The sequence below is a fragment of the Pseudactinotalea terrae genome, assembly GCF_009733845.1.
GTDB classification, from domain to species: Bacteria; Actinomycetota; Actinomycetes; order Actinomycetales; family Beutenbergiaceae; genus Pseudactinotalea; species Pseudactinotalea terrae.
In genome coordinates this window covers 218,565-236,617 of record NZ_WNXZ01000004.1, presented here as the reverse complement: position 1 = coordinate 236,617, position 18,053 = coordinate 218,565, and the positions used below count along the sequence as shown (strand labels likewise).

Here is an 18,053-nt window from a genome sequence, read left to right as displayed (position 1 = left end):
ATATGGTCGGTAGAGTCAACCGCGCGTGCGGCTAACTATTCCCCTGGCACCCTGGGTGTTCTCGTACCCACTTGACCCTCACGCGACGTGAGGCCCCACCATCGAGGACATGACCGCGATGACAAGCACAGAACGGGACGCGCTGACGGTCGGCCAGGTGGCCGACCGCTTCGGGGTGACGGTGCGCACGCTCCATCACTACGACGAGATCGGCCTGCTCAGCCCGAGCGAACGCAGCTACTCCGGCTACCGGCTCTACACGCCGGCCGACCTGGAGCGGATGCAGCAGGTCGTCGTCTACCGGCGGCTCGGCTTCCCCCTCGACGAGGTCGCCGAGCTTCTCGCCGGTGACGCCGACCCGGTCGAGCACCTGAGGCGGCAGCGCGATGCGGTCAGGTCCCGGATGGACGAGCTCGACACGCTCGTTCATGCCCTCGATGAAGCACTGGAGAAGGAAATGAACCACCAACCGTTGTCCCACGAGGAGATGCGCGAGCTGTTCGGCGACTCCTTCAAGGACGAGTACCAGCAGGAGGCGCAGGAGCGCTGGGGCGACAGCCCGCGGTGGAAGCAGTCAGCGGCGCGTACCAAGAGGTACACGAAGCAGGACTGGGTCGAGATCAAGGCCGAGGCCGACGCGGTCAACGCCGGGCTTCTCGAGGTGTTCCGCACCGGAGTGGCGCCGGACTCGGCCGGCGCCACCGAGGCCGCGGAGGCACACCGCCTCCACATCGATCGCCGGTACTACGACTGCCCGCCGGACTTCCACACCAAGCTGGCCGACCTGTACGTCGCCGACCCGAGGTACCTCGCCAGCATGGGTGGCAGCGAGCTGCCCGGCTACGGCGAGTGGATCCGCGACGCCTTCGTCGCCAACGCTGCCCAGCGCAGCTAGGCATCGCCGTCGGAGAGGTCAGCCGCGCACGCGGCGCTCGGCCTCTTCGACGGCGTCCTTGGCCTCCTTGAGGCCGACGCCGAAGTGCGCCCGGTAGACCTTGATCGCCACGATCTTGCGGTCGGCGAGGATGAGTTGCACGATCTCGGGCCAGGGCGGCACCGACCAGGGGTCGACGGCGTCGCTCACCTCGGGCTGCACGCTCCCGTAGGGCGAGCTCGAGGTCGCGCCGCCGCAGCCGGGCTCGAGCGCGTCCAGCCGGCGCTGCAGGTCAGCGACCGCGGCCTCCAGCGCTGCGATTCTGGCTTCCGCCCCGCCCCGTGAGCTGGCATCTGAGGTCCACACCATGAGGCATTCCTACCGCACGGGCGCCCGCGGGCCGCTACAGCGCGGGCGCGATCCGCACCAGCACCGCCCGGTGGTCACCACCGCTCGGCGCGTCGAAGACGCGCGAGGCCACCGGCCGCCACGACCCGGGGTCCATGAGCACGTGGTCGATCGGCGCACCGATCAGCGGTGAGGACCCGGCGGGCCACGTGCCGTGACCACCGGTGTCGACCGAGCCGTCGGCACAGGCGCCGTCGCGCATCGTGGCGTGATCCATGGTGGCGTTGAAGTCGCCCGCGAGCACGACACCCTCGACCCGATCGCACAGCTCGGTGAGCGCGCCGAGCTCCTCCCGCCACGTCGGCACGTTGCTGGGCACCGGCGGCACCGGGTGCACCGACAGCAGCTCGGGCCCCTCACCGTCGACAGGTCTCGCCCACACGCCGCCGAACCTCGTGGCGGGAGCCTCGCTCTGCGCGTACTCGCCGAGATCGGTCGAGACCAGCAGCGCCGTCGCCTGCACGGGGTCCGGACCGGTGCTCGCGGTGAACAGCTGGTACTCCCCCGCCACCTGGTCGACCACTCGCTGCGCGTCGTCGGCCGGGGTCTCCTGGAGCGCGACGACATGGGGCGCGACCTCGTCGATCAGCGCGACCAGCCCGCTCAGGTTCCCGCGGGCACCCAGCGTGTTGAGGGTGAGCACGTCGATCGCACCCTCGGGAGCGGCCCCGAAAGCCCCGCCCGCGCCGCTCCCGCGCTCGATCAGCACCCCGGCGTGACCGGCGCCGACCAGCAGCGCGACCACGCCGACCACCAGCGTGCGCCGCGCCCTGCCCTCGGTCCTGCGCGCGAGCACAGCGATCAGCACGAGCACCAGCCCGAGCACCAGCGCCGCGGCCGCCAGCACACCACGCAGCGCGATCGCCTGCGCCACCGGGGTGACCTCCGAGAGCCCCACGATCGCGGGGTCGAGGGTCAGCACCGCGGCGATCCCGAGGACGGCGACGACGCCCCACCCGACCGCCTTCACAGGCTCAGCCTCCCACGGTCACGACCCGGCGGGCGCGCCCGAAGCAGCTCACGCTCTTCGACTGCAGGTGCTGAACAGGGGGTTCTGCCCGCGTTCCGGCACCCAACAGGGGGTTATGCCCGGAATGTGCCCGCTATTCGGGCGGAACCACCTGATCGGCGGGTACGACCGGGCAGTACCACCTGTTCGACCACCGCTGAATCTCCACGCGACCTCTGCCACCCGACGATCGTGCGGTGAAACCGGGTCGTGGTCGGGTGTGCGGCGAATCGGGCTGGACACCTCAGCGAGAATGGGTGGTCGTGACCACCAATGCCCAGACACCGCAGGCCGACGCCGGCCGCGGGTCGGGCGACCCCGCGACCCGGAGCCGTGGTCGACGACGGCGCAGCGGGGCGCGGCGCTCGGGTGGCCCCCGCCGAGAGGCCTGGGTGGCGCCGTCGGAGGAGCTGCTGGCCAAGCGCCGCGCCGCGATCCCGAGCATCAGCTATTCCGAGCAGCTGCCGGTCTCGGCGCGGCGCGAGGACATCGCGGCGGCCATCCGCGACCACCAGGTGGTGATCGTCGCCGGCGAGACCGGGTCGGGGAAGACCACGCAGATCCCGAAGATCTGCCTCGAGCTCGGTTACGGCATCGAGGGGTCGATCGGGCACACGCAGCCGCGGCGGCTCGCGGCGCGCACCGTCGCGGAGCGGATCGCCGAGGAGCTCGGCGTCCAGATGGGCGGCGCCGTCGGGTACCAGGTGCGCTTCACCGACCACGTCAGCGAGACCACGCTCGTCAAGCTGATGACCGACGGCATCCTGCTGGCCGAGATCCAGCGCGACCCGCTGCTGCGCCGCTACCAGGTGATCATCGTCGACGAGGCGCACGAGCGGTCCCTCAACATCGACTTCATCCTGGGCTACCTGAAGCGGCTGCTCCCGCAGCGCCCCGACCTCAAGGTCGTCATCACCTCGGCGACGATCGACTCGGCACGCTTCGCCGAGCACTTCGGCCCCCGGGACAGGCCCGCGCCCGTCATCGAGGTCTCCGGCCGCACCTACCCGGTCGAGCTCCGCTACCGCCCGCTCGTTCCCGATGTCGGTGACGAGAGCGAGCAGGGCGAGGCCCCGCCGCCCGGCAGGGAAGAGGCGATCGACCAGACCACCGGCATCGTGCAGGCCTGCGACGAGCTGATGGCCGAGGGCCCGGGCGACATCCTCGTGTTCTGCTCGGGCGAGCGGGAGATCCGCGACGGCGCCGACGCGCTCGCCGAGCATCTCGGCGCGCGGTACACCAGGCCCGGCGAACGCAGCACGGTGCCGGGCGCCGTCGAGGTGCTGCCGCTGTACGCGCGGCTCTCGGCAGCCGAGCAGCACCGCGTGTTCGAGGCGCACACCACGCGGCGCATCGTGCTGGCGACCAACGTGGCCGAGACCTCGCTGACCGTGCCCGGCATCCGGTACGTGGTCGACCCCGGTACCGCACGCATCTCGCGCTACTCCAGCCGCACCAAGGTGCAGCGGCTGCCGATCGAGGCGGTCTCGCAGGCGAGCGCGAACCAACGCGCCGGCCGCTGCGGCCGCGTGGCCGACGGCATCTGCATCCGCCTCTACTCGCAGGCGGACTACGACTCGCGCCCCGAGTTCACCGAGCCGGAGATCCTGCGCACCTCGCTCGCGAGCGTGATCCTTCAGATGACGGCGCTCGGCCTGGGTGACGTGGCCGCGTTCCCGTTCGTGGACGCACCCGACGCGCGAGCTGTGCGTGATGGCATGCAGCTGCTGACCGAGCTCCATGCCCTCGAGGTGACCGCCTCCGCGCGGCGCGGCGGGGATGCCTCGGGGAACCGGCTGACCGACGTCGGCCGCAAGCTCGCGCAGCTCCCGATCGACCCGCGGCTGGGCCGGATGCTGGTGGAGGCGGAGCGGCTCGGGTGCGTGCGCGAGGTGATGGTGATCGTCGCGGCGCTGAGCGTGCAGGATGTGCGCGAGCGCCCCGCCGACGCCCAGCAGCAGGCCGACGAGAAGCACCGCCGCTTCGCCGACCCCACGTCCGACTTCCTCAGCCTGCTCAAGCTGTGGGACTACCTGCGGGAGCAGCAGAACGAGCTGTCCGGCAGCGCCTTCCGGCGGCTGTGCAGGGCCGAGTTCCTTCACCACCTGCGCGTGCGGGAGTGGCAGGACGTGCACAGCCAGCTCCGCCAGCTCGCGAAGCCGCTCGGCATGCACGTCAACCCGCGCGACCGCGGCGCCACCGACCCCGACCGCGTGCACCAGGCCCTGCTCGCCGGGCTGCTCTCGCACATCGGCGCCTACGACGAGCGCAAGCGCGACTACCTCGGCGCCCGCGGCACCCGGTTCGTGATCTTCCCCGGATCCGGGCTCGCCAAGAAGGCACCGGCCTGGGTGATGGCCTCCGAGCTGGTGGAGACCTCACGGCTGTTCGCGCGCACGGTCGCGCGGATCCAGCCCGAGTGGGTCGAGCCGCTCGCCGAGCACCTCCTCAAGCGCACCTACTCCGAGCCGCACTGGTCCTCCAAGCAGGGCGCAGCGATGGTGAAGGAGAAGGTGCTGCTCTACGGCATCGCGATCATCGCGGACCGGTCTGTCCCCTACGCCCGCGTGGACCCAGCAGACGCGCGTGACCTCTTCATCCGCCACGCCCTCGTCGAGGGCGACTGGCGCACCCACCACCGGTTCGTGAAGGACAACGAGGCGGTGCGCGCCGAGGCGGAGGAGCTCGAAGCGCGCTCCCGTCGCCGCGACCTGATGGTGGACGACGACGCCCTGGTCGCCTTCTACGACGCCCGCCTCCCGGCGTCGGTCACCGGAGCACGATCCTTCGACGCCTGGTGGAAGAAGGTACGTCAGGAGACCCCGGACCTGCTCACGCTGACGCTCGAGGACCTCATCCCCGACGCGGGGTCAGCATCCGACCCACACCTCTTCCCCGACTCGTGGCGCCAGGGCGACCTCGAGCTGCCGCTCACGTATCAGTTCGCCCCTGGTGACGACGCCGACGGCGTCACCGTGCACGTGCCGATCGCGGTGCTGCCACGGCTGCGACCGAACGGGTTCGACTGGCTCGTGCCCGGGCTCGCCGATGAGCTGGCGGTCGCCACGATCCGCGCGTTCCCCAAGCCGGTGCGGGTGCAGCTGGTGCCGGCGCCAGACGTCGCGGCCGCCATCGGGGGCCGGCTGCCCGCGTGGGCGAGCGTCGCCCCGGCGCCGGACGGGGCGCCGTCGTACATCGAGGCGTTCACCGATGCCGCGAGGCGGCTGCGGGATGTCGACATCCCCGCCGAGGCGTGGGACCCCACCAAGCTGCCCGCGCACCTGCGCATGACGTTCCGCGTGCACGCCGAGCGCGGCGCCGTGCTCGGTGAGGGCAAGAACCTCGCCGAGCTCCAGCGCACCCTCGCGCGGCACTCGGGCGAGGCGGTGCAGCACGCCGTGCGCGCCGCCGTCCGCAAGGCCGGCAAGACCCCCCAGCAGGAGGTACCGGCCGATCAGAGCCCCGACACGGGGGAGAAGCCCCTGGTCGGTGACTGGGTGGTCGAGGAGTCGGTCGCCGGCCGCTCGCACGGGCAGGAGGTGGTCGGGTTCCCCTCCCTGGTGCTCGACGGCGCCCCTGCCACGGGCGCAGCCGTCACCATCCGGGTGCTCGCCACGGCGGACCAGCAGGCCACCGAGCACCCGCGCGCGGTGCGGCACCTGGTCACGGAGATGCTGGCGCTGCCGGTCGCGCGGGTGACGAGCCGCTGGTCGACGAGCGAGACGCTCGCACTGGCGGCCAGCCCGTACGCCAGCACCGATGCCCTCGTCGCCGACATCCAGCTCGCCGCCACCTCGATGCTGACGGCCGATCACAGCCTGCGCGAGCTGCGCAGCCGCACCGAGGTCGAGTCGCTGGCCGCCTCGCTGCGCGAGCGGTTCGAGGACGCAGTCCTCCAGGTGTCGCGGCAGGCGGCGGCCGCGCTGACCGCCTCCCGCGAGCTCGACGGCGAGGTCCGGCGTGCGACGTCGATGGCGCTGCTCGCCACGCTCGAGGACGTCCGCGCGCACCAGTCGTCCCTCCTCGGTGACGGCTTCATCTCACGGACACCCTCCGACCAGCTGCCACATCTTGCGCGGTACCTGAAGGCGGATGTGGTGCGTATCGGACGGGCCGAGTCCAGCCCTGCTCGCGACGCCCAGCTCGCGTGGCAGGTCCGCGAGCTCGTCGATGCCTGGTGGGCAGCCAACGCCGCGGCCGAGCACGCACCGCTGGCGCGCCGGAGCAATCTCGCCCGGGTCCGCTGGCTGATCGAGGAGCTCCGCGTGAGCCTCTTCGCCCAGCAGCTCGGCACCGCCGTGACCGTGAGCGAGAAGCGGATCCGCAAGGCACTGGCCGAGGCGTAGGCCTGCCATGCCTGCTCTCAGGCAGCGTCCACCGATGCCTGCCGGGGACCCTCGAGGAGCGCGCGCCGGACCAGGGCGACGATCAGGTCGATCTCGGCCGTTGTCACCTCGAAGCGGGGCGTGAAGCGCAGCGAGTTCTCGCCGCCGTGGATCACGCCGAGCCCGTGCATGCGCAGCCACTCCTCGGTGGAGCCGGCGCCGTAGCCCTTGAACTGCGAGTCCAGCTCGCACGAGAACAGCAGACCGGTCCCCTGGACCTGGCTGATCAGGCCACCGAGCTCGTCCTTCAGCGCCTCCAGGCGCTCGACGGCGTAGCTCCCCATGTCCCGGATGTTCGCCCGCCGCTGCGGTGTGAGCAGGCCGAGGACGGCGCACGCGACGTCGAGGGCGCGCGGGTTCGCCGTCATGGTGTTGCCGTAGGAGCCCCGGCGGTAGATCACGGCGGCCCGCTCGGTGAGCGCGAGCACCGAGAGCGGATACTGACCCGCGTTGAGCGCCTTCGAGTACGTCTCCATGTCGGGCGCCTGCTGGCCCTCGAAGCCCGGGTAGTCGACGATCGAGAGAGATCCGGTCGCTCGCAGGCCGGCCTGGATCGAGTCGACCAGGAGCAGCGAGCCGTGGGCCAGTGTCAGCTCACGGGCGGCGGCGTAGAACTCCGGCGGCACGCTGCGACCCGGGTCGCCCTCGCCCATCACCGGCTCGAGGAACAGCGCCTCGATGAACCACCCGTTGCTCTCGGCGTCCTCGAACACCTGCGTGAGCTGGGCGATGTCGTAGGGCTCGATCGCGATCACCGAGCTCTCGCCGCGGAAGCTCGCCAGCATCTCGGTGTAGGTGGTGCGGCTGGAGTCCGAGAAGAGCGCAGGCTTCTCGGTACGCCCGTGAAAGCTGCCCTTGACGACCACACGCTTGATCTCGTGCCCGGCGTGGCGACCACCGGGGTCGGTCATGGTCTTGGTGTGGATGTCGGCGATCCGCGCGGCCAGCGACACCGACTCGGACCCGGAGTTCAGGCACATGAAGCTGGCGTACGGGCACTCGCCGCGCGTGTGGCCGATCTCGGCCCGCAGCGCCCGGTCGGCGCGGAGCTGGGACAGGCTCGGCGTCATGATGTTCGCCATCGCCTGTGGCTTGGCCATGGCGTTGAGAACCGCCTGCGGGGCGTGGCCGAAGCCGAGCATCCCGTAACCGCCGGTGTCGTAGAGAACCGCGCCGTTGAGGGTGACGACCCAGGGCCCGCGCGCAGCGAGCGCGACGTAGGGGTTGATGCCGTCCTGCGGGTAGAAGTTGACGTAACCGGCCTGCACGGTGGCCACCTGGTCGTCCTCGTCGAGATCGAGGATCGCCCGCAGGTCGGCGGCCTGCCGCACGGACGCGTACTCGAGGACCGCGGCGTCCACGGCGGCGACGAGGTCGGAGTCATGGGCGGCGAAGCGCTCGATCGTGGCATCGTCGAGCCCCACGGTGCGGCGGGCACCGCGATGAGCCCGCAGCGGTGCGAGCCGGTCGATCAGGGCGATGGAAGTGTCGGGGTGCGCCATCGTCGTCCTCCTGTGCGCAGCGAGGGACCACGAGGGTGGGTCCGATCCCAGCATGCGGGACGCCGTCGGCGATTGGTAGTCTCGAAATGCACAAGTTCGTGGCCTATCTCGGCGATCCGCCGAAACGGAGGACCGATGAGGCTGACACCGACCGATGAGCAGCTGCTCTCGATCCTCCGCGAGGACGCGCGCGCCTCCACGGCCGAGATCGCGCGCCGGCTCGAGCTCTCCCGCACCACGGTCCAGAGCAGGATCCAACGCCTCGAGCGGGACGGCGTGATCCAGGGCTACACGGTGCGGGTCGCCGAGGAGGCCGAACGAGATCGGCTACGCGCGCACATCCTCATCACGGTGGGCCCGAAGCAGACGCATGCGGTGGTGCGTGCGCTGCACCAGCTCCCTGAGGTGCGCAGCCTGCACTCGGTCAGCGGCACGCACGACCTGGTCGCGATCGTCGTCGCCACCGGGGTGCAGGACATGGACTGGCTGACCGACCGGATCGGCGCCCTCGACGGCGTCGAGCGCACCACCACCTCGATCATCCTGTCGACCAAGTTCGAGCGCTGACACGGCCGGCGTCAGACCAGGCGCTCAGGCAGGCGGCGCCGGCGGGTCGGTCGGGCGGTTCTGCTCGCGGAATCGCCCGGAGTCGTCGATGGACCGCGGTGGCTGCTGCGGCGGCGGTGGCTGCTGCGGCGGCTGAGGTGGGGGATCGCCCGCCCAGTCGTTCTTCCTGCGCCCGAAGACGAGCAGCAGCACGATCACGATCGCGACGACCGCAGCCGCCGCGATGACGAAGAACGCCAGCGAGCCGTACATGGACATGGGCGATGCCTCCTTGCCTGGCGGACCGCCATCGTAGGCACAGGAGCCGCCCGAGCGCTGGCCCACAGCTCGTTCACCGCCTGGCCATCCGCTCGATGCCCGGCTGCCCTAGGTTCCCGTCGTGCCGACCTCGACGCCCCCACGCTCGCCCGCCGCCCGCCGCCTCGCGGTGACCGCGGTCCTCGCGCTTTCCCTCGCCGCGCTCGCGGCTCCCGGGCTCCTCGACGCGGCCCATGCCGTCGATGCGCCGATCGTCTCCGCTGCCGACGACGCCGCCATCGAGCTCGCCCCCCTCGGTACCTATCGCACCGGCGTCATCGACCAGGGTGCCGCCGAGATCGTCGTCTTCCACGCGGGCACCGATCAGCTGTTCGTGGTCAATGCCGACAACGGCACGGTCGACGTCCTCGACGCCTCCGACCCGAGCGCGCCGGCCCACCTGGGCGAGCTCAGCCCGGTGGGCACCACGGCCGGCGACGGATCGGTGATCGAGATGGGGGCGGTGGCCAACTCCGTGGCCGTGCGCGCCGACGGCCTGATCGCCGTCGCGCTCGAGGCCCCCGACAAGGTCAGCCACGGCTGGGTCGCGTTCTTCGACGCGAACGCGATCGCTGCCGGCGCGCTGGGCGCGGTGCGCGTCGGATCGCTCCCGGACAACGTGGTGATCTCGTCCGACGGCGCCCGCGCCGTGGTCGCCAACGAGGGCGAGCCCGACGAGGACTTCGCGGTCGACCCCGAGGGTTCGATCGCCGTCATCGACCTACCTGCCGCCCTCGGAGCACCCGGTCAGAGCGACGTGCGGATCGCCGACTTCCACGCCTACGAGGCCGAGGGCGCACTGCCCGAGGGGGTGCGGGTGTTCGGCCCCGAGGTCAACACCGAGTTCCCGGTCTCGGCGAACCTCGAGCCCGAGTATGCCGCGATCGACCACACCAGCACGATGGCGTACGTGAGCCTGCAGGAGGCGAACGCGTTCGCCGTCGTCGACCTGGCCTCCGCGACGGTCACCGACATCCTCCCGCTAGGCGCGAAGGACCACTCGCTCCCCGAGAACGCACTCGACGTGAGCGACCGCGACGGACCGGACGGCGAGCCCACCATCACGATCGCCCCGCAGCCCGCACTCGGGCTCTACATGCCGGACACGGTCGCGCCTTACACGGTGGCCGACCAGACCTACCTGGTCACCGCGAACGAGGGTGACGCCCGCGAGTGGGGCGACTACGTCGAGGGCGCGCGCGTGAAGGACCTGGGCGACGACGGCCTCCTGCCGATCTGCGGGGACTCGATCCTGGCCGGCATGACCGGCGACGACCAGCTCGGCCGCCTCAACGTCACCACAGCCGAGGGCCTCAACGCCGACCGCACCTGCTACGAGCAGCTCTACTTCTTCGGCGGCCGCTCGTTCTCGATCTGGAGCACCGACGGCGACCTCGTGTTCGACTCCGGCTCCCAGCTCGAGGAGATCGTGGCCGGCGCTGCACCTGAGTTCTTCAACTCCAACCACTCGGAGTCCAACCTCGAGGGGCGCAGCGACGACAAGGGCCCCGAGCCCGAAGCCGTCACGGTAGGGGAGGTCGACGGTCGCAGCTACGCGTTCGTCGGTTTCGAGCGCGTCGGCGGCATCGCCGTCTTCGACATCACCGACCCCACGGACGTCTTCTGGGTCACCTACATCAACAACCGTGACTTCTCGATCTCGCTCGAGGACGCGGACGATCCCGCAGCGGTGCTCGACGACGCCGGCGACCTCGGCCCGGAGAGCATCGCCTTCATCAGTGCCGCCGACTCCCCCACGGGCGAGCCGATGATCGCCGTCGGCAACGAGGTCTCCGGCACCACGACGCTGTTCGCCATCACGCCCACCGTGACCGAGCCGCCCACCACCACGCCGACCACCGAGCCGACGACGGATCCCACCACGGACCCGACGACCGAACCGACCACGGCACCCAGCACCGATCCGGGTGAGCCGACCTCGGAGCCGACAGGGTCGACGGCGAAGCTCGCCGTGGTCATCGACGGTCCCGTTCGGCCCGGGCAGACGGTGGCGGCGCAGATCTCGGGCGGCGTGGCCGGCGACGAGCTCACCGGGACGATGTACTCCGTCCCGGTCGAGATGGGCACCGTGACCGTGACCGCCGATGGCACCGCCACCCTGTCGTTCCGGGTCCCGGCCGACACCGAGGTGGGCAGCCACCGCCTGGTGGTGGTCGGCGCCGAGTCCGGCACGGCCGAGGTGTCGTTCCAGGTCACCGCCGCCACCGGCGGCGCGGGCGGCGGGCTCGCCGACACCGGCGTGGCCGGCCTCACAGGACTGATCGCGTTCGTTGCGATCGCAGCGGGCGCTGGTGTCCTCCTCGTCCGCCGCGCTCGGGCCTCCCAGGCCTGAGCAGACGAGCGGACTGACCATCAGCCTCACTCTCGCGCTGCGAGAATCTGCTCCCGAAGGATGTCGGCGTGCCCGCAGTGCTGCGCGAGCTCGCGCAGCATGTGGGTGTAGATCGCCCACAAGGCACGCGGACCGCGACCGCTGACCTCATCCTCCAGCGCGAGCTCAGCGGCGAGCTGCCGAGACGTGGCGCACGCGGCCGCGTAGCCCGCCTGAATGCTCTCGATCGTGTCGCTCGTGCGGAGCATGAAGGAGCGGTCGGGTGTGGACGGTGCGCCCAGCTCCTTCAGGCTTCGTCCGGTCAGCGCCTGGTTGAACCAGACGTGCTCGACATAGGTGACGTGCTTGACCAGCCCGAGCAACGTGGTGCGTGACGGCACGAGAGAGCGCCGAGCTTCCTCCTCGGTGAGGCCGTCGAGGCTGCGGTGCAGCATCGCCCGGTGCTCGTCCAACAGCTCGTCGAGCCGCTGCCGCAAGTCGTCGGTCCAGACGCCACTCGCCATGCCGGGCATCTAGCTCTCTCCGACGACCTGGGCCAGCACATCGAGCACGTGGCGGTAGGGCTGCCCGGTCGCTCGGCTCATCCCCATCTCGCAGGTGCGGTTGGCGCTCACGTAGGCATCGACGCCCTCGATCGTGGCGACCTCGCGGGACTCGTCACGGGTCGCACCCTCGGTCAGCTCGGGGTGCAGCATGCCGCGGTCGCCCGCGAAGCCGCAGCAGCCCCAGGCCGCCGGTACGACAGCCTCGCGTGCGGCCGCCTGCGCGAGCGCGACCAGGTCAGGCGTGGCGCCGAGGTGCTCGGTACCGCAGGTCGGGTGGACCACCACGCGGTCCAGACGGCGGTCCTCCGGCACGCTGAGGCGCGGCAGCACCTGCTCTCGCGCCCAGGCGACGGCGTCCATCACCCGCAGCTGAGCGAAGCGCTCGGCATGGGTGCCGGTCAGCACCGCGTCCAGGCCCTCGAGCCCGTGCGTGCAGGAAGCCGCATCCATGACGACGGCGAGCTCACCCTCGCGACTCGCTCGCCACAGCGCGTCGACCACCCGCTCCCCCATGGCACGGTGGCCGTCGGTGAAGCCCTTCGAGGACCACGGCGTGCCGCAGCAGAGCGAGTCGACCCGCTCCGGCATCGTCACCGCCAGCCCCGCTGCCCGGCACAGCGCCAGCAACGACGAGGCCGGCCCGCCGAACAGGGCGCCGGTGCAGCTGGGGAACAGCACGACGTCGGCGACGGCCGGCTCGACCGCCCCGGCCAGCGAGCTGCGCGGCCGGCCCGGGGCGGGCAGATCCCGCCCGACCTCGGGCACGACCTCAGTGGGCAGCACCCGCCTGGCCAGCCGACTCGCGAGGGGAGCGACGCCGTCGGGAAGCGCGTCGGCGACCCCCAGGCCCAGCCGGGCCGCGCCCTCGAACGTGTCCCAACGCCCTGCGACGGCCACGCCGCCACGTTGCGCGAGCGAACCCAGCCCACCGGCGCGGCGGCGCTTCATCACGGCCCCGGTGTCGATCGACACCGGGCACGAGCGCACGCACATCGAGTCGGCGGCGCAGGTCTGCACCGCCTCGTACTCGAAGTCGTCCTGCAGCCCCTTCGCATCCGCGTGCCGCCCCTCGGACTCGGCACGGCGGATCTCACGCATCAGCACGATCCGCTGACGTGGGGTCGTGGTGGTGTTGCGAGAGGGGCATGCGGGCTCGCAGTATCCGCACTCCACGCAGGTGTCCACGGCGATGTCCACGGTGGGGAAGGTCTTCAGGTTGGACACGTGCGCATGCGGGTCCTCGTCGAGGACGACGCCCGGAGCGAGGATCCCGTGAGGGTCGCAGAGTCGCTTCACCTCGCGCATCACCTCGTACAGGTCCTCGCCGTACTGGCGCTTCACGTAGGGCGACATCATCCGGCCGGTACCGTGCTCGGCCTTCAGCGTCCCGCCCTCCCCCAGCACGAGCTCGACCAGGTCCTCGGTGAAGGCCTCGTAGGTGGCGAGCTCGCTCGGGTCGTCGAGATGCGGCGTGATCATGAAGTGAAGGTTGGCATCGCGGGCGTGCCCGAACGTGACGGCCTCGCGATATCCGTACCGCTCGAGCAGCGCGCCGAGCCCGGCCACGCCCACGCGCAGCCGGTCGGCCGGGAACGCGATGTCCTCGAGCAGGTTCGTGGTCCCGGCAGGCCGCGCCGCAGCCACCGCGGCGTACAGCCCCTTGCGCACCGCCCACATCGCCGCACGGTCGCCGGCATCGGTGGTCAGCGCGGTCGGCAGCGCGAGCGGCAGCCCGCCGATCGCCGTCCCCAGCACGGCAGCCGCGTCGCTCAGCTCGGCCTGGGTCGCGGCCTGCGCCTCGACCAGCAGCGCGGTGTGGTTCTCGACGACGATCGCCCGCATCTCGCTCGGCGCGGCCGCGAGCCCCTGCGCCACCCGCAGCGAGGAGGGATCCATCAGCTCGACAGCGACAGCACCCGCCGCGAGCAGCGCGGGCACCGCGGCGGAGGCGGCGTCGATGCCGTCGAAGACCGCGAGCGCGGTCGCCACGTGCGGCAGCGCCGGCACCGTGTCGAGCACGACAGAGGCGACGTAGCCGAGCGTGCCCTCCGAACCCACGAGCAGGTGAGCGAGGATGTCGGCGGGTTCGTCATGGTCCAGGAACGCGTTGAGGCCGTAGCCCATCGTGTTCTTCATCGAGAACTGGTGCTCGATGATGCCGCGCAGCCGGGTGTCCCCACGGAGCCGGTCCCGGATCGCCAGCAGCCCCGCGACCAGCTCGGGCTCGGCGGCAGCCAGCGCGCGCGAGGCGTCGGGGGCCGCGGTGTCCACCACGGTGCCGCTGGGCAGCACGAACCTCATCGAGTGCAGCGTCCGGTAGGCGGTCGCGGTGTGCGAGGAGGTCATGCCCGAGGAGTTGTTCGCGACGACCCCGCCGATCGTGCACGCGATCTCGCTGGCCGGGTCGGGACCGAGCCGGCGGCCGTGGCGGGCCAGCACAGCATTGACGCGGCGAAGCACAGCCCCGGGTTCGCACCGAACGCGAGCACCGCCGTCGAGCACCTCGATCGAGGAGAACGAGTGGCGGGTGTCCACGAGGACACCAGCGGTCCCGGCCTGGCCGGAGAGGCTGGTACCCCCCGAGCGGAAGGTGACCGGCGTACGGGCGCGGTTCGCCGCGACGAGGAGGGCGGTCAGCTCGCCGAGATCGGCGGGCGTCGCCAGCGCGGAGGGTGTCAGCAGGTAGTGCGAGGCATCGTGTGCCGCGGCGATCAGGTCCACGGGGCGCGTGGACCAGCCCTGCGGGGCGACGACGCGGCTGAGCTGATCCAGGTCCGGTGGCACCCTGCGATTCTGCCGCACGACGGCGCTCGGTCAGGTACCCGTGCACGGGCGACCGGCAGCCCATAGGCTCAGGGCATCGCGCGGAAGGAACGTCATGTCGTACGGCCAGCACCCCGACCCGAACACCCCTCCCCCGTACGGGGCGCCGCTGCAGGGCCCCGGGTCGCAGCCGCCTGGCTACGGCGGCCAGGGGCAGTACGACCAGGCGGGCTACGCCCAGCAGCCGAGCTACGGGCAGCCACCGCCCTACGGGCAGCCGGGTCAGTACGGGTACGGCGGCACGCAGTGGAACGGGACGATGCCGCGCCCGGGCTCGGTCACCTCGGGTTCCGTGCTGGCCATCATCGGAGGCGTCATCGCCGTCCTGATCGGCGGGCTGTTCCTCATCGTGGCGGGTATCGAGGACGCCGACGAGGTCCTCGCGCAGGCGGGATTCCCGTCCTCGTGGTTCGTGACGATCGGGGCTGTCGTCGTGGCGGTCGGTCTCGTGGTGCTCGTCCTCGGCATCCTGGCGCTCCGCGGTCAGTGGTGGGCCGCGATCGCGCTGGCGGTCGTGGGCGCGCTGTACATCCTGCTCGCGATCTGGAGCATGATCCAGGGCCAGAGCGGGGTGCTGGTGGGAATGATCTGGATCGCGCTCTCGGTCGGGCTGCTCATGTCGCGGACCTCGCGCGCCTGGTTCCAGGCACAGCGCTGACCTCACCTAGGCTTCCTCGCACAGGTCGAGGGAGGCGCATGAACGCACGGCAGCGGGTCGAGGCGCGCGCCGGCTACCTGATGCTCGTCCCGAGCTTCATCGGGGTCGGGGTGTTCCTGCTGCTGCCGGTGCTCGTGGTGCTGGGACTGAGCCTGACGAAGTACAACCTCATCAGCCCACCGCAGTGGTACGGCCTCGAGAACTACGCCTACATCCTGGGCTGGGACAGGTTCCGCAACTCGCTCCTGGTCACGCTGCTCTTCACCGCGATGACCATCCCGGCCTCGATCACGATCGGGCTGCTGCTCGCCGTCGCGGTGAACCGGCGACTGCCGGGCACCAGCTGGTTGCGGGTGCTGTACGTGCTGCCGTGGGTGTGCGCACCGCTCGCGCTGGGGGTGGTGTGGCGGTGGATCCTCGACCCCACCAACGGCGCCCTCAACGCGATCCTGGGGCGGCGGATCCAGTGGCTGGCGGACGTCGATCTCGCGCTGCCCTCGGTCGCGTTCGTGCAGGTGTGGTCGACGGTGGGCTACATCTCGCTGTTCTTCCTCGCCGGCCTGCAGCAGATCCCCACCTCGGTGTACGAGGCCGCGAAGCTCGACGGCGCCGGCCCCGCCCGCACGCTCTGGTCGATCACGCTGCCGCTGCTGCGGCCCACGATGTTCTTCGTGACGGTCACCTCGATCATCTCCAGCTTCCAGGTGTTCGACTCGGTCTACGCCATGACCGGCGGCGGCCCCCGGTTCACCACCGACGTCATCGCCTCCCGCATCTACGACGAGGCCTTCGTGGCGCTGCGGCTCGGCCGCGCAGGCGCCATGGCTGTCGTGCTGTTCGTGGTGCTGGTGGCGATCACGCTGATCCAGCAGCGCTACTTCCGCAAGCGCATCACCTACGACATGTCATGAGCACCGACCGAGCCCCGACGGCGTCCCGGCAGCCGAGCGCAACGCGCTCGGCGGGTGCCGCGCGCCTGTTCGCCAACGCGCTCACGTACGCGTTCCTGCTCGCGGCGGCGCTGCTGATGGTCGCGCCGTTCGTGTTCTCGGTGCTGACCTCGCTCAAGACCCCGAAGCAGTTCAACACCAGCTCCCCGCTCGCCGCGCCCGACCCGGCCACGGTGGAGAACTACGTCTCGCTGTTCGGCGAGCGGTACGACTTCGTGGTGCCGATCGCGGTGACCGCGCAGGTGGTGCTGGTGCTGGTGCTCGGGCAGATGATGACGTCGATCCTGGCGGCGTACGCGTTCGCGCAGCTGAGGTTCCCTGGGCGGGACGCGATCTTCTGGGTATACGTGTCCACGCTGATGATCCCCGCCGTCGTCACGATCATCCCGCTGTACTCGATGATGACCTCGCTCGGGCTGAAGAACTCGTTCGCCGGGCTCGTGGTGCCGTTCATGTTCGGGTCCCCGTACGCGATCTTCCTGCTGCGTGAGAACTTCCGGTCCACGCCGTCGGACGTGCTCGACGCCGCCCGCATCGACGGCGCCGGCGTGATGCGACGGCTCTGGCAGATCATGGTCCCGATGAACAAGCCGATCCTGGCGACTTTGCTGCTCATCACGGTGGTGAGCCAGTGGAACAACTTCATGTGGCCGCTGGTGATCGCGCCGAAGTCCGAGTGGCACGTGATCACGGTCGCGACGGCGGCCCTGCAGACGCAGTACAACGGCAACTGGACGCTCGTGATGGCCGCGACGACGCTCGCGCTGGCGCCGCTGGTGATCCTGTTCCTCATCTTCCAGAAGCAGATCACCTCCAGCCTCGGGATCACCGGGGTGCGCTGAGCCGCTCGGGGAGGACAGCGGCGAGCGCGATCGCGTCGCGCGGCGCGTGGACCTTGGCGTCGTTGTCGAAGTACACGAGGACCTGCTCGACGCCGTCGTGCGCCGCCCAGCCCCGCACCCGGGCTGCCCAGTCCTCGATCTCGGTGGCCGAGTAGCCGCTGGTGTAGAGCTCGTCGCCGCCGTGGAGCCGCACGTACACGTGATCGGCCGTGACCGCGTCGATCGTGGGCCACTGCCCGGCGCCGTCGGAGACGACGACGGCGACCCCGTGGCGGCGGCACATCGCCAGGAACGCCTCGTCCTCATACGACGAGTGGCGTACCTCGATCGCGTGCCGCAGCGGCCGGTCGGCGCGAGCTGCCCGGGTCCAGGGGGTCTCGGACCAGCGCTCGATCTGGGCCAGCCGGCCACCCCGGGCGAGACGCGCCGCCTCGCGCTCCGTGCGGGGCAGCAACGCGAAGAACGCCTCGAGCCGCTCGGGCTCGAACGCGTCGCGGGCGGGCAGCTGCCACAGGAACGGCCCGGTGAGGTCGCCGAGCAGCAGCGGGCCGCTCGCGAAGAAGGTGCCGAGCGCCTCGCGAGCATCCCGCAGCCTCAACATGTGCGTGATGAAGCGCGGCCCCTTGACCGCCATCACCGTGCCGTCGGCCACCTGCGCGGCCCAGGAGCGCCAGCTGCTGGGGCGTTGCAGCGAGTAGAACGATCCGTTGACCTCGACGGTCGCCATGCGCTCGGACAGGTAGGAGAGCTCGTCACGCTGGCGCAGCCCGGGCGGGTAGAAGACACCGCGCCAGCCCGGGTAGCGCCAGCCCGAGACACCGGTCCGGATGTCGGTCATGG

The 18,053-nt window shown here is 71.2% G+C and carries 14 protein-coding genes; 7 read left to right on the top strand and 7 right to left on the bottom strand.

Annotation, left to right across the window (positions count from 1 at the left end; genetic code table 11):
* The first annotated feature begins 109 nt into the window (after positions 1-109).
* Positions 110-895 (top strand): TipAS antibiotic-recognition domain-containing protein, encoded by a 786-nt coding sequence (locus GPA03_RS14880; RefSeq protein ID WP_156252812.1) that lies wholly within the window; start codon positions 110-112, stop codon positions 893-895.
* Positions 896-913: 18 nt separating this feature from the next.
* On the opposite strand, the gene GPA03_RS14875 is transcribed toward GPA03_RS14880, so the two are convergent.
* Together GPA03_RS14875 and GPA03_RS14870 are read right to left on the bottom strand one after the other, a co-directional pair.
* The gene (locus tag GPA03_RS14875; RefSeq protein WP_194239528.1) at positions 914-1,243 is read right to left on the bottom strand and encodes a ribosomal protein L7/L12; all 330 of its coding nucleotides are present in this window, start codon (positions 1,241-1,243) and stop codon (positions 914-916) included.
* A 34-nt stretch (positions 1,244-1,277) separates the two neighbouring features.
* Positions 1,278-2,252 (bottom strand): endonuclease/exonuclease/phosphatase family protein, encoded by a 975-nt coding sequence (locus GPA03_RS14870; RefSeq protein ID WP_156252811.1) that lies wholly within the window; start codon positions 2,250-2,252, stop codon positions 1,278-1,280.
* A 302-nt stretch (positions 2,253-2,554) separates the two neighbouring features.
* Between GPA03_RS14870 and hrpA the strand changes: the two genes are divergently transcribed.
* Positions 2,555-6,637 carry an ATP-dependent RNA helicase HrpA gene (gene hrpA, locus GPA03_RS14865; RefSeq protein ID WP_206673583.1) on the top strand — a complete coding sequence of 1,361 codons (4,083 nt, stop codon included), beginning with the start codon at positions 2,555-2,557 and terminating at the stop codon, positions 6,635-6,637.
* A gap of 17 nt (positions 6,638-6,654) precedes the next feature.
* Here the strand turns inward: hrpA and GPA03_RS14860 are convergent, their stop codons facing one another.
* The gene (locus tag GPA03_RS14860; RefSeq protein WP_206673582.1) at positions 6,655-8,178 is read right to left on the bottom strand and encodes an aminotransferase class III-fold pyridoxal phosphate-dependent enzyme; all 1,524 of its coding nucleotides are present in this window, start codon (positions 8,176-8,178) and stop codon (positions 6,655-6,657) included.
* Positions 8,179-8,313: 135 nt separating this feature from the next.
* Between GPA03_RS14860 and GPA03_RS14855 the strand changes: the two genes are divergently transcribed.
* Complete coding sequence (locus GPA03_RS14855) at positions 8,314-8,745, top strand: Lrp/AsnC family transcriptional regulator (RefSeq protein WP_156252809.1); 432 nt, start codon at positions 8,314-8,316, stop codon at positions 8,743-8,745.
* Between the two features lie 24 nt (positions 8,746-8,769).
* Here GPA03_RS14855 and GPA03_RS14850 read toward each other — a convergent pair whose 3' ends face one another.
* Complete coding sequence (locus tag GPA03_RS14850; RefSeq protein ID WP_156252808.1) at positions 8,770-9,003, bottom strand: hypothetical protein; 234 nt, start codon at positions 9,001-9,003, stop codon at positions 8,770-8,772.
* A gap of 121 nt (positions 9,004-9,124) precedes the next feature.
* Between GPA03_RS14850 and GPA03_RS14845 the strand changes: the two genes are divergently transcribed.
* On the top strand, positions 9,125-11,395 hold the full coding sequence (locus tag GPA03_RS14845) for a choice-of-anchor I family protein (RefSeq protein ID WP_194239527.1): 2,271 nt from the start codon (positions 9,125-9,127) through the stop codon (positions 11,393-11,395).
* 26 nt (positions 11,396-11,421) lie between these two features.
* Here GPA03_RS14845 and GPA03_RS14840 read toward each other — a convergent pair whose 3' ends face one another.
* Both GPA03_RS14840 and GPA03_RS14835 read right to left on the bottom strand, forming a co-directional pair.
* Complete coding sequence (locus GPA03_RS14840; protein WP_421958422.1) at positions 11,422-11,898, bottom strand: DinB family protein; 477 nt, start codon at positions 11,896-11,898, stop codon at positions 11,422-11,424.
* A gap of 9 nt (positions 11,899-11,907) precedes the next feature.
* The gene (locus tag GPA03_RS14835; protein WP_156252806.1) at positions 11,908-14,724 is read right to left on the bottom strand and encodes an FAD-binding and (Fe-S)-binding domain-containing protein; all 2,817 of its coding nucleotides are present in this window, start codon (positions 14,722-14,724) and stop codon (positions 11,908-11,910) included.
* 94 nt (positions 14,725-14,818) lie between these two features.
* Between GPA03_RS14835 and GPA03_RS14830 the strand changes: the two genes are divergently transcribed.
* Genes GPA03_RS14830 through GPA03_RS14820 form a run of 3 tightly spaced genes read left to right on the top strand, consistent with a single transcriptional unit; the run spans position 14,819 to position 17,213 of the window.
* Complete coding sequence (locus GPA03_RS14830; RefSeq protein WP_156252805.1) at positions 14,819-15,421, top strand: hypothetical protein; 603 nt, start codon at positions 14,819-14,821, stop codon at positions 15,419-15,421.
* A 38-nt stretch (positions 15,422-15,459) separates the two neighbouring features.
* Entirely contained in the window at positions 15,460-16,332 is an 873-nt protein-coding gene (locus GPA03_RS14825) for a carbohydrate ABC transporter permease (protein ID WP_156252804.1), read from the top strand.
* Positions 16,329-17,213 carry a carbohydrate ABC transporter permease gene (locus tag GPA03_RS14820; protein ID WP_156252803.1) on the top strand — a complete coding sequence of 295 codons (885 nt, stop codon included), beginning with the start codon at positions 16,329-16,331 and terminating at the stop codon, positions 17,211-17,213. Before GPA03_RS14825 ends, GPA03_RS14820 begins: the two co-directional genes overlap by 4 nt.
* Here GPA03_RS14820 and GPA03_RS14815 read toward each other — a convergent pair.
* Positions 17,197-18,051 (bottom strand): DUF72 domain-containing protein, encoded by an 855-nt coding sequence (locus GPA03_RS14815; protein ID WP_156252802.1) that lies wholly within the window; start codon positions 18,049-18,051, stop codon positions 17,197-17,199. The two genes, GPA03_RS14820 and GPA03_RS14815, sit on opposite strands and share 17 nt — an antisense overlap.
* Positions 18,052-18,053: the final 2 nt, after the last annotated feature.

What these genes read in the sequence shown, in the direction of transcription:
- GPA03_RS14880 (WP_156252812.1), top strand. Translation starts at nt 110, where the DNA reads ATGACCGCGATGACAAGCACAGAACGGGACGCGCTGACGGTCGGCCAG.
- GPA03_RS14860 (WP_206673582.1), bottom strand. Translation starts at nt 8,178, where the DNA reads ATGGCGCACCCCGACACTTCCATCGCCCTGATCGACCGGCTCGCACCG.
- GPA03_RS14830 (WP_156252805.1), top strand. Translation starts at nt 14,819, where the DNA reads ATGTCGTACGGCCAGCACCCCGACCCGAACACCCCTCCCCCGTACGGG.
- GPA03_RS14820 (WP_156252803.1), top strand. Translation starts at nt 16,329, where the DNA reads ATGAGCACCGACCGAGCCCCGACGGCGTCCCGGCAGCCGAGCGCAACG.
- GPA03_RS14825 (WP_156252804.1), top strand. Translation starts at nt 15,460, where the DNA reads ATGAACGCACGGCAGCGGGTCGAGGCGCGCGCCGGCTACCTGATGCTC.
- GPA03_RS14855 (WP_156252809.1), top strand. Translation starts at nt 8,314, where the DNA reads ATGAGGCTGACACCGACCGATGAGCAGCTGCTCTCGATCCTCCGCGAG.
- GPA03_RS14850 (WP_156252808.1), bottom strand. Translation starts at nt 9,003, where the DNA reads ATGTCCATGTACGGCTCGCTGGCGTTCTTCGTCATCGCGGCGGCTGCG.
- GPA03_RS14815 (WP_156252802.1), bottom strand. Translation starts at nt 18,051, where the DNA reads ATGACCGACATCCGGACCGGTGTCTCGGGCTGGCGCTACCCGGGCTGG.
- GPA03_RS14840 (WP_421958422.1), bottom strand. Translation starts at nt 11,898, where the DNA reads ATGGCGAGTGGCGTCTGGACCGACGACTTGCGGCAGCGGCTCGACGAG.
- GPA03_RS14875 (WP_194239528.1), bottom strand. Translation starts at nt 1,243, where the DNA reads ATGGTGTGGACCTCAGATGCCAGCTCACGGGGCGGGGCGGAAGCCAGA.